Annotated in this window: 6 protein-coding genes; all 6 read right to left on the reverse strand. The window is 61.8% G+C overall.

From position 1 onward, the window contains the following. Nucleotides 1-11: 11 nt before the first annotated feature. Nucleotides 12-1880, reverse strand: coding sequence for a hypothetical protein (locus SGN16_RS27105; protein ID WP_210641615.1), 1869 nt, complete (start codon nucleotides 1878-1880; stop codon nucleotides 12-14). A gap of 164 nt (nucleotides 1881-2044) precedes the next feature. Beyond that, on the reverse strand, nucleotides 2045-5497 hold the full coding sequence (locus tag SGN16_RS27110) for a GMC oxidoreductase (protein ID WP_210641617.1): 3453 nt from the start codon (nucleotides 5495-5497) through the stop codon (nucleotides 2045-2047). A gap of 1121 nt (nucleotides 5498-6618) precedes the next feature. Beyond that, complete coding sequence (locus SGN16_RS27115; protein ID WP_335945407.1) at nucleotides 6619-7185, reverse strand: GNAT family N-acetyltransferase; 567 nt, start codon at nucleotides 7183-7185, stop codon at nucleotides 6619-6621. Nucleotides 7186-7517: 332 nt separating this feature from the next. Next, complete coding sequence (locus tag SGN16_RS27120) at nucleotides 7518-8291, reverse strand: electron transfer flavoprotein subunit beta (RefSeq protein ID WP_335945459.1); 774 nt, start codon at nucleotides 8289-8291, stop codon at nucleotides 7518-7520. Between the two features lie 10 nt (nucleotides 8292-8301). Beyond that, nucleotides 8302-9522: an electron transfer flavoprotein subunit alpha/FixB family protein gene (locus SGN16_RS27125; protein ID WP_335945406.1), complete on the reverse strand. Its 1221-nt coding sequence runs from the start codon at nucleotides 9520-9522 to the stop codon at nucleotides 8302-8304. Beyond that, entirely contained in the window at nucleotides 9522-11471 is a 1950-nt protein-coding gene (gene dgcB / locus SGN16_RS27130) for a dimethylglycine demethylation protein DgcB (protein ID WP_335945405.1), read from the reverse strand. The genes SGN16_RS27125 and dgcB overlap by 1 nt, the downstream gene beginning before the upstream one ends. Nucleotides 11472-11605 lie beyond the last annotated feature (134 nt).

An 11605-nucleotide genomic window follows, 5' to 3' on the forward strand; every position in this document is an offset into this window, starting at 1 on the left:
AATGCCCTGGGCTACAGGGTTTTCATGAATTCGATCAGGGCCCGTTTGTCGACGTCCGACAGCTGGGTGCCATACAGGTGGCCGCCGTTGTGGTTGCCTTCCAGGCGGGTGTCGTATTTGAAATCCGCCGACGCCTTCATCTGCGCGCCGCTGGTGATGAAGCCGACCTTCTCCGGGTCGTAGATGTCGGAGCCGGTGTAGAACACCTGCGGACGTTGCTCCGGCGGTTGCAGCAAATCCCACAGGGTTGGCACCGAACCGTTGTGCAGGTATGGCGCGCGCAGCCAGACGCCGTCGGTGGGCGTGTTGCTGTAACTCTGGGTCTTGCGGTAGGCGCCGAAGTCGAACGGTGGTTTCTTGAAGCCGTGGAACGCCGTCACCAGGCCCGTGGTAAAGGAGTTCAGGCGATGAGGGTCGGTGCCCAACTGGTCGATGTTGGTGGTGACCTGGCCAGTGTCGCTGCGGCCGAAGTCATGGCAACCGGCGCAGTTCTTCTCCCAGATCGGTTTGCCCTGGGCGACTTTCGCCTGGTCCAGGGCGAACGGCCAGGCGGGTGCCTTGTGGCCCAACAGCCAATTGGTCACCCGATTGAAACTCGGCGGCAGCACCGATTGCGGGGTCGCGCCCACGGCCATGGCCGCGGCGTAATTGCGCTCGTGGATCTTGTTGTTATTGCCGTCCCAATGCAGATACATCGACTCGCGAGGTTTCTGGTTCCAGACCTGCGGCAAATCCACGGTGCCGATGGTGGAATCATCCGGGAAGCCGAACACCACCATTTTGGTCGGGTTGAAGGTGTCGGTCCGCCCAGGCCCCTGGGCCGGACGCAGTTTTTGCCAGGCGTACGCCTGCTTCTGCTTGAGCAGCGCACTCTTGGCCATCGGGATGATCAGGTAACGGTTGTACAGCTTTTCGAAAAAGCCCAGCTGGAACTTGCTGTTGATCGCCGCCATCACCGCATCTGGAGTGAATTTCGGGTCGCTGGCGCAATCGTAGGCAAACCACTGGAAGGCTTGCAGTTGCAAGGTATTGGCCGGCGCGGTGGCGACCGGAATCGCTACGTCGCTGGCATTGGCCCGGTAGGAGCCGGTGTGACACAGGGCACAGTTGGGCTCCACGGTGGGGTAACCGAGCTGCCGCTTGGCCATGCCGATGGGCAGGTCGTTACCATTCTCATAGAGGAACCCGAACACCTCGTAGCCGCCCGGCTTGGGCAGCTTTTCCGGGCACATCTGCGGCAGTACGGCGAACAGGTAATAGGGGATTCGCGCCTCGATGCCCAGGCCAATGGCGGCATATTTGTAATGGTCCTCGTCGGAGGCGAAGTCCGGCTGCGGCACTTCCCGGATCATCTGGTACCAGGTCTGGTAGCCGATGAAGCCCAACAGCAACAGCACCACCAACGTGCCGACCTTGAAAGCGTGGCTCTGCCAGCGCCGTGCCCAACCGGCGCGCCATTCCCGCCACCCGGCGCAGAGCAAGGCCAGCGGACGATTGGCCACCGGGCTGCCCAGGTATAGCAACACGCCCAGGATCAGGAACATGCTCAGGTCGCCCATCAACATCGGCACGAACAATGGGCCCTGGTTGTTGGTGTTGATCAAGTAGATCCAGAACACCACCGCCACCAGCCGTGACAGCACGCACAACCACGAATGCACCACGAAACGCGGCGCGTTGAACCCCGAGGGCATGTAGAACAGGCTGATCCCCACCAGCAACATGCCGGTGTTTTCCAGCCAGGGATCGGACAGCACGGGGGGCAGGCCGAGCATGGACGTCAGCAACGCCGGCGCGAACAGCGCCGGGATCGCGAAGAACATGTTCATGACAATCCCGATCCAGATGACGCGTTGGAACCAGCGGATGTAAGTATTCATGGGCATCCTTTTTCCTTATTCCTGACTCACGAGATACGGCGTTCTGGTGATTGCCATCGCGAGCAAGCTCGCTCCCACACTGGATGTGTGGCGTGCCAAATTCAGCGGCACATACCCCCCTGTGGGAGCGAGCTTGCTCGCGATGCAGTCGACTCGGTCTTGAGTCAACCGAGCGCCGTCTTCTCCAGGTGTTCAAGGATGAGCGGATACACATCCACCACCGCATCCTTGCCGAAGATGCAGTCGATGTGGCCGTAGCCCGGCACCTCGTGGCGGCTGAACAACTGCGGGCCGTGCATATCGCAGAGTCGCTCGTAGGTCTTGAGGGTGCTTTGCGGCAGGTAGCACTGGTTGTCGGCGCCGCTGATGAAGCAGATCGGCAACTTCAGCCGATCGAAATGCGGCATGTAGACGTCGTTGCCCTTGAAGTCCACCAGGTGCCCCTTGCGCACGATCAGCGCCAGGTGTTCGAAGGTGTGCATGTTCGACTCGCCGAACAATTCATGCAGGTTGTCGTGCAGGGTTTCATTGAGGGTGTCGTGGCGATACAGCGAGGCATACATGAACGTGATGCGGTGGCAGACCGGGTTGGTGCAGTAGCCCTGGGCCTCGATCCGGGCATACCCATTGAGAGCCTTGTCGTAGAGCTTGTTGAACCAGTTTTCCTTGGTGTCGGCGTACGCCGTGAGGGATTTGATGCCGATGGCGTCGAGCATTCCTGGCAAGTGCAGGCCGGCTTTCAAACCGGTCGCCGTGGCGACCACCGTATCGGCGGCGATCTGTGAGCAGACCACCGAGCGTACCCCTTGCAACCCCGCCAGCATCGACATGAAGAAGGTCGTCGCGCCATAGCAATGCACCACGCACTGCACGTCACGGGCCAGGGTCGCTTGCTGGATCTGCTCGATGGCTGCCTTGAAGTCGTACTGGGCCACCTGGTCGCCGTTCCATTCATGCTTGCTGGCCGGCAGCAGGATGCTCACCCGCAGGTCCAGCAACCAGACGTCGTACTCGTGCTTGCACAGGTACTCCAGCAAGTTGGTCTGGATAGTGTCGGTGGAGAAGATATTCGACCCCACGCCCAAGCCGTGAACCAACATCACCGGGCCCTTGGTGCCCGCCTGGTACCGGGTCAGGCGCAGCTCGACGTTGTCTTCGGTCTGGAAAAAATGCACGGTCGGCGCCGGTGCGTCCAGCGGCCGTTTGAGCCGCGGTGGCGCGTCGGGGTTGAAGTAGATATCGCCAGCGAACACCCCGCCATAGCTCTCCCACAAGATCCCGGCGAAGAACTTGCCGAACCGCGCCAATGCTTCCACGCGCTCGCGCTCGTTGCGGGCGTTGAGCACTTTCATGGTGGTCATCTGCTTGGCGAAGTCGGCCGGCAGGATGTGCATCACCCCCGAGCCGATCACCGCACCGCTCTTGTCCGGCCCGCGATACAGCGTGACATACAGGGTACTGGTGTCAGGCCAGATGTTCAGCACGCCGTCATCCTCGGGCACGGTCTTGAAGGCGCTGAAGTAGTAGTCGCTGCCGTCTTCGGCGGTCAGTTTCATGTCGTAGTTCATGTGCCGCACGCCGACCTGTTCCTGGTATTGCTCGAACAGGTTGAACACCCCATTGCTGGCGACCAGCGGCTTGGGCGAAAGCAGTGGCGCATCCAGCGTGCCCACCAGGGTCGCGGCGTGCTCCGGCTCCTTGATCAGGCGATTGAGGTCGGCGGCAGTAATGGTCAGGGTGAACTCGATGGACGAGTTGTCGGCCTTGCCGCGCTTGGCCGCCGCTTCATAGACCTTGAGGTCGGTGCCCTGGGGCTGGGTGAAGGCTGTGGAAAAGTAGCCCTTCATGGTTTCGGTGAACTGCACGCCGAGGGTCGGTGCCGCCACCGGTTTGCGCGGGGCCGAAGGCAGCGTGTAGTCGATGATCCAGCCCCGGTCAGCCGCCAGCAGCCCCATGTTGCGCTCGCTCACCGCCGAGATGGTCAACAACGGATTGACCGCCAGGGACGTCGGGATCACCGCACCGTCGGACACATACAGGCCGGGGTAGACATCCGTGCCGCTGGCGCCGCTGAACACCTGGCCTTTGTGGTTGACCACGCCTTGCGTCGCGTCTTCACCCATCACGCAGCCGCCCAGTGGGTGCACCGATACAATGCTGTGCTTGAGCAGCTTGGTCCAGATCGGGTTCTCGACCCAGATCCCACCCAAGGCCTTGGTGCACTGGTGCAGGCGCTCATTGCCGAGGGTAACGTTTTCCTGTTCGCCGACGCCGGGCCAGTCGATGCGCAATTGGTCCTTGTTGTCGAGCACCATGCGCCCCTCGCCGTTGTCATGGCTCATGATCAGGTAGGTCTGCATGTTATGCAGCGCGCCGTGATAGGGCCCGCGCAGGAAGCTTTCGGCCTCCCGGCCTTTGTATTTGAGGCTGGCCCCGAAACCGGTGTCGGTGGGCACGCCGATCATCTCGGCGAACGCTGCCATGCTCGGCACCATGGGCCGGCCGAGCGCGCCGGGGATCGAGCCTTCCTCGATGACCATGCGGCTGCGCCGGTCGCCCTCGGTGCGCATGTCGATGATCGACGTGATGCAGGGCCCCACTGGCTCCAGTTCCTTGGCCGAGTGAGCGCCGAAGCCAATACCGTTGATGGTCTGGTCGCAGTTGTGGCCGAAGCCGAGGATGTCGCCGTTGCCACTCATGTTCTCGCCCAATTGGCTGGACATCGCCAGCCCTTTATCCCGGGAACGCAACATGATCTCGGTGGAACCCAGAGTTCCGGCGGACACCACCACGATGTCGGCCCGCACGAACAACGTCGGCGCCGAGAACATCTCGCGACCGCTGTCCAGGTACTGGAAGTGCACGATCCAGCCGTCACCGTCACGCTCCAGGTGCCGCACCTCGGCCTGGCAGAAAATTTCCGCACCGTGGTTCCAGGCATCTGGCAGGTAATTCATCAACGTGGTGTTCTTGGCCTTGTTGTTACAGCCCGAGACGCAATCACCACAGCCGTTGCACGGCAACTGCTCGACACCAACGTGGTTGAGGTTGTTGGGCAGCTTGTCGAAGGTCACGTTGATCGGCGGCTTGTAGAAATGCGCGCCTTGCTTGAGGTAATCGGCCGACTTCTTGTGGGCGTCGAGCTTGGGCAACTTCGGCGACGAATCCGGATACGGATTGGGCTTGAGCATCTCCCGGGCCCGCGCATAGCCCTCCTTGAGCAACGTATCGCGGTGTTCACGCACCGCCAACGGCCAGCGCGGATCATCGAACACACCAGGTTCCGGCTCCAGCGAAACGTTGGCATTGATCAGCGAAGTGCCACCCAGGCCACAACCGACCACCACGTTCTGCTGGGCGTTGACGTGCAGGTCGAACAGCCCGGTGCGCGAACCGATGTGACCCTCCGGATCATGCACCTGCAGCTCCTCAGTAGCCGCAAGCATGGTGTTGGGGTATTCGCCGGGCTGGATCTCCCGGCCACGCTCCAGCAGGCACACCTTGCGCCCTGCTCGGGACAGGCGTGAGGCGGCAATACCGCCGCCATAGCCCGAACCAATGACGATAACGTCGTAATGCTCCTGGATGTCGCTGATGGGGGTCGAGATCCGTGTCATGTTCAAGTCCTCTCAGGCAGATGGGGCAACTCTGCGGTTGCCTGCAAATTGACAGGCGCACGAACGCCTGGCCGCTATCCCTCGGGGGCGAGCGGCAGTAAGCGGTATTACGGAGGAAACTCAGGTATTGATCAGGGCGCTATAGCCGCGCACGCTGGTTGACGGCGCGTCGGCGAGGGCGCTTGGGCAGCGAGGTGGGACGCGTCGGAACGCACGTCATAGGAGAAAACAAATAGGTGCGGGGGGGCTGGCTATCCATCATGCGTTCTCCCTGAACCTGATATGGATAAAATCGCGTTGTGTCCTTGTGCCATGAGTGAAGACAGATGACAGACCCACGTCAAGGCAGCCACTTAGAAGTGTATGAAATTTGATCTATCGCGTTTTGAACTAAGCCCGCCGGGGCCTACAGCCTTTCGCAAACAAGTTATCCACATGGCCACCCACAGCAAATGGGGACAAGTGCCTCGACCGTCGGATTTTTCTTTCGATAAAGCCAAGAAAAACCGTGACTTATGAACAATGACGGTTTTTACGGCGCGCAGGTCAATTATTGATCAGATGCCTGAAAGGCTTGCCAGGACTGGGTTGTGGAGGACAGCGAACACCTTATCCACAGAAGCGCCAACAGTGTTTGGGGGTAATTCTGATGATTCTGTGGAAAACCGCTTTAACGGCTTATAAATCGGGGTTCCGCTAGCATTTCTCGGGTAAAAACAAGGAATTGATCATTTAATGATCAACTCCTTGAAAGCCTCGCTCCGTATGGCTTGTAGAGGACAGCGAACATCTTATCCACAGAAGCGCCAACAGAGATTGGGGGCAAGTATGGGGCTGCGCCCAAGCTTATTCACAAATAAAACCCAGGAAAAACCGTGGGTTAGGCTGGTTGTTTTTTAAGCGCTCGCTTGGAGGGCCTGATCTGCGTGGGATGTGGCGAGGGGCGAACAGGTTATCCACAGAGGCGCACACAGGGAATGTGGGTAAACACCCCGTGTGGGAGCGAGCTTGCTCGCGATGACCGACTAGCCGTCACCCTCATCGTTACCTGACAGACCGCTATCGCGAGCAAGCTCGCTCCCACAGGAGTCTCTTGGCTCCAGAACAACCCGCCGTGACGGTTAAGGCCGATGCATCAGATACGCCTCCCCCGTCACCCGAATCATCGGATGCGGGACAACCTGGCAGGTTTTGACGATGCCAAAGCCATGGCGCTCATAAAAGCGTCGGGCACCGGTGTTCGCGGCATAGTCGATCAGGCTCAGGCCATTGAGTGCCAGTTGATCGGCACGCTGTTGCGCCCGCTCGAGAAAGCGCACGCCGAGCCCCTCGTTACGCCAGCCTTCATGCAGGGCCAGGCTCGATATATAGAGGGTATCGGGGACCTCCATGTCGGCGTAGGGCGCCAGGATCGGATCAGTGACGGGAGCCGCCAGCGGATCCTCACGCGTCACGTAACAGTGCATCATGCCGATGACCCGGCCATCGGCCTGGGCAACAAGACAATTCTGGTAGGAAAAATCGACATTTTCTCGGGCGTAACGAGCAGCCCCCACCTCCAGGAGGTCCTGCCCCGGCTCCGCCAACTGGCTCCAGATGTAATCCGACGCGCCCTCTGAGGAAATCCGGAATAGACGAGCGATCTCGCGGGTATCCGTGGGCAAGGCCGGGCGAAATTCAACTTCCATCGATGTAGCTCCGTTAGCGATCAAAGGCATTTTTTACGCGCAGATCTGAGGCCCGACAACACGCCGGACCAGCGGTTTTATGGCCGGATGTTGCAGCAGGTCAGACTGATCATTTTTTGAACGCGGCCTTGAAAGGCCTGATTGGCGCGGTGTCCGGACAGGGCCGAACAGGTTATCCACAGAGGCGCGCACAGCGATTGTGAATAAACCTGAATGCCCCTGTGGGGGCAAGCTTGCTCGCGATGACGGACCAGCAGTCGCCATCATCGCCAACCGACAGACCGCTATCGCGAGCAAGCTCGCCCCCACAGGGATTCAAGGTGATTCTGGACTCAGCGAACCACCCCTTCCTCAACCAGCAACTTGAGAATCGCCTCGGCGCCCGCCTCCGGGCTCAGGCCCTTGAGCACTTGCCCGCCTCCACCGCTGGCCTTGGCCGTGGCAGCCTTCATGCGGTCCGCGCCGCTCTTGGCCTTGATCACTTTCAGGCGTTTGGGACGTGGCTTGGCCGGTTGCAGGGTCGCCACTGCCAACAAGGTGTCATCGACAACCTCAACCTCTTCAGCGTGCAAGGCGCCGCGCCGCGCCGGGCCGTAGGCACTTTGCCGAGGTTTCGGTGCGGCGTTATCCACAGTGGCCAGGAATGGCAGGCGTACTTTGAGACGGCGCCGTTGGCCACGGGGCAAGGCTTGCAGCACCAAGGCCACGCCGTTGTCGATGGATTCGACCTGAGCCAACCCCACCACCAGCGGCCAGCCAAGGTTTTCCGCCAACAGAAATGGGAGCATGCCCGAGCCTTCACCGGTTTCCGCCTGGCTGCCGGTGAGCACCACTTGGGCGCCAACGTCGCGCAGGTAATCGGTCAGGGCCGGCAGTGCGTCGGCGCCCGCAGGGTTTTCCAACACATGGAGTTCGTCCAGGCCCATGCCCAAATAGGCGCGCAGGGCCGGTTCGGCCACGTCGCCGGCGTGCAGCACTTGCAGGTCATTGCCGGCCAGTTGCAGGCCCAGTTCCACAGCCCGGGCATCCTGCTCGGCACGGCGGGGCCGACCGGAGGTGGGGTGGGCGCCGATGGATACGAGGCTGATCACTTGGATACTCATCAACTTGTCCTTCTTAAGCCGCATCGCGCTTGGCTTCGTTGCGGTAAGCCTCTACCGCCGCGATCAAGGCCTGGAGAATCGCCGCACTGTCGCCGATCACCGACAGGTCTGCCCGTTTGATCATGTCGCAGCCCGGGTCGAGGTTGATCGCCACCACCTTGTCGCAGGCACCGATGCCTTGCAGGTGCTGGATCGCCCCGGAAATCCCTACGGCCACGTAGACCCGCGCCGTGACCCAGGTGCCGGACGCGCCGACCTGACGGTCGCGGGCCATGAAACCATCGTCCACCGCCACCCGCGAAGCGCCTTCGGTGGCGCCCAGGGCCGCAGCGGTTTTGTGGAAAAGATCCCAGTCCTTGACTCCGTTACCGCCGGAGAAAATGAATTCGGCTTCGGCCATCGGGATCGCCCCCGGGTCCACCGCCACCGCGCCAAGATCCTCGATGCGCGACAAACTGCGCGCCACACTTGTGGATAACTCCACCGGCAGGGCTTCGTGACGGGTTTCGCTGACCGGCTCGGCACATTCGGCCGCCGCCAGGATCAAGCGCGCCAATGGCCGGGCCAGGTCTTGCAGGCCGGCACCGGCACGGCCAATGCATTCCTCGCCCTTGACCTGCCAGACCCGCGTCGCCGGGCGTTCGCCCAGAGCCGCAGCCAGGCGCCGACCCAGCTCACCGCCACCGGTGCGGCTGTCGGGCAGCAGCCAATGGCGTGGATTGAATTGGTTATCCACAGCCCTCAGGCCCTGCACCCGTTGTTCCGGCGCATAACCGCTGAATTCCTCGCCCGCCAATACCAGCAAGCGGTCGACACCGGCGGTGGCGAAAGCGTTTTCCTTGTGCTCACCGAAGACCACTGCCAGGACCGCACCGTCGGCACCGGCCAATTGATGGGCCAGGCCTAGCAGATCGCGGTCGTGACTGCTGAGGCGGCCACCAACCATGTCCGGCACCACACTGATGTAGAACGCTGGTTGTGGCACTTGATGCAGTGGCAGTTGCACCTCCGCGGCGGCGGTACGCTTGCTCGCGCCACCCTGCTGGGCACCGCTGCGGTCGATGCGTTTGATGCCGTTGGGGCCGATGAAACCCACACCGTGGACATTCTTGCGGATGACGCCGTTGGGCCCCATCCAGCTGTGTTGCACCGGCTGCATGGCTGCGTGCAGCGGGTGCAGGCGGTTGCGGGCGATCCACTCGGCGCGAGGGTCGCGGCGGATGATGTCGCTCATTAATGCACCTCCGCAGGTTCACGTTTGGCCGGGGTCACAGGCTTGCTCGGTGCCGCGTCTTCGAGCAGGGCGTCGGCCACCAGTTCGGCGATGTCCTTGATCATCGGCCGTGGCTCGACCACGCCTTCGAGCATCGCGGTGCATTGTGGACAACCCACGGCCACCAGCTCGGCGCCGGTTTCGCGGATGTCTTCCATGCGCATGTCGGGAATCCGCTGCTTGCCCGGGATGTCGGTGATCGGCGCACCGCCGCCACCGCCGCAGCAACGCGAGCGGAAACCGGAACGCTGCATTTCCTTGACCTCGATACCCAGCGCACGCAGCACTTGGCGTGGCGCCTCGTATTCGCCGTTGTAGCGGCCCAGGTAGCACGGGTCGTGATAGGTCACGCTGTCGCCCTTGTGCTGGCCGAGGCTGAGGGCACCAGCGTCGATGATCTCCGCCAGGTAGGTGCTGTGGTGCTGCACCAGGTAGTTGCCATCGAAAGCGCCGTATTCGTTTTTCAGCACGTGGAAGCTATGGGGGTCGCAGGTGACGATGCGATTGAAACTGTACTTGGCCAGGGTCTGGATGTTGCGTTTGGCCAACAGCTGGAAGGTCGCTTCATCGCCCAGGCGCCGGGCCACATCGCCGCTGTCGCGCTCTTCGAGGCCGAGCACGGCGAAGTCGACTTTTGCGGCCTTGAGCACTTTGACGAAGGCACGCAGGGTGCGTTGGTTGCGCATGTCGAAAGCACCGTCGCCAACCCAGAACAGCACGTCGGTGGACTTCTTCTCGCTGAGCAGATTGAGGTTCAGGTCCGCCGCCCAGTTCATCCGCCCACCCGGGGCGAAACCACCCGGGTTGTCGGTGGCGATGAGGTTTTCCAGGACCTCGGCGCCCTTGTTCGGCGTGGCGCCCTTTTCCAGGGTCAGGTGCCTGCGCATGTCGACGATGGCATCGACATGCTCGATCATCATCGGGCATTCCTCGACACAGGCCCGGCAAGTGGTGCACGACCATAGTGTCTCGGCGTCCACCAGGCCGTTGACGATTGGCTGATGGGGATTGCCAGCGTGTTCGCCCACCGGTTTACCGGGGTACGGGCTACCGGCGAATTTCGCATCGGTGCCGCCGGCCAGGCCGACGACCATGTCCTGGATGAGTTTCTTCGGGTTCAGCGGCTGGCCGGCGGCAAAGGCCGGGCAGGCGGCTTCGCACTTGCCGCATTGCACGCAGGCATCGAAACCGAGCAATTGATTCCAAGTGAAATCCTTGGGTTTCTCGACGCCCAGCGGCGCAGCGGGGTCGCTCAGGTCCAGCGGCTTGAGACCGGTGGAACGGCCACCGCCAAAGCGCTCGGCACGACGGTGCCAGGCCAGGTGCAGCGCACCGGCGAAGGCGTGTTTCATCGGCCCGCCCCAGGTCATGCCGAAGAACATCTCCGACACGCCCCAAAGCACGCCCAGGCCCAGCAATACCACCAACACCCAGCCACCGAAGTCCGCCGGCAGGATCCCGGCCACCGGCAAGGTCACCAGGAAGAAGCTGATGGAAAACGCGAACAGGCTTTTCGGCAGGCGCATCCATGGGCCTTTCGACAGCCGTGACGGCGGGTTGCGCCGGCGCAGGGCGACGAAAATCGCGCCGCTGAACATCAGCAGCGTGGCGAACAGCAAGGCATAGCCAAGGATGCGGTTTTGCAGGCCGAAGCCGTGCACCACAATCGCCAGTACCGCCGCCAGCACAAAGCCGCCCGCCGTGGCGACGTGGGTGTTGGCGATGTATTTGTCCCGCGCCACTACGTGGTGCAAGTCCACCATGTAGCGCTTGGGCATGGCGAAGAGACCGCCGATCAGGTCGACCTTGGACGGTCGGCCCCGGCGCCACATGTTCACCCGCCGCAAGGCGCCAAGGACCGCGAGGCCCAGAGCAGCGAACAGCAGGATGGGGAGAAGGGTGTTCAACATAGGTGTTGCTCCCAAAGACCTCAGGGTCTTGCAGGTCGAGATGCCTTACTCGGTGCCTGTGGGAGCGAGCTTGCTCGCGATTGCATTCTGTCAGTCCCATTTGCATTGACTGACCCACCGCTTTCGCGAGCAAG

The sequence above is a fragment of the Pseudomonas sp. G166 genome (assembly GCF_037027455.2).
Lineage (GTDB): Bacteria > Pseudomonadota > Gammaproteobacteria > Pseudomonadales > Pseudomonadaceae > Aquipseudomonas.

Coding starts and splice junctions, on each gene's coding strand:
- SGN16_RS27105 (WP_210641615.1), bottom strand. CDS start 1,880: ATGAATACTTACATCCGCTGGTTCCAACGCGTCATCTGGATCGGGATT.
- SGN16_RS27110 (WP_210641617.1), bottom strand. CDS start 5,497: ATGACACGGATCTCGACCCCCATCAGCGACATCCAGGAGCATTACGAC.
- SGN16_RS27115 (WP_335945407.1), bottom strand. CDS start 7,185: ATGGAAGTTGAATTTCGCCCGGCCTTGCCCACGGATACCCGCGAGATC.
- SGN16_RS27125 (WP_335945406.1), bottom strand. CDS start 9,522: ATGAGCGACATCATCCGCCGCGACCCTCGCGCCGAGTGGATCGCCCGC.
- dgcB (WP_335945405.1), bottom strand. CDS start 11,471: ATGTTGAACACCCTTCTCCCCATCCTGCTGTTCGCTGCTCTGGGCCTC.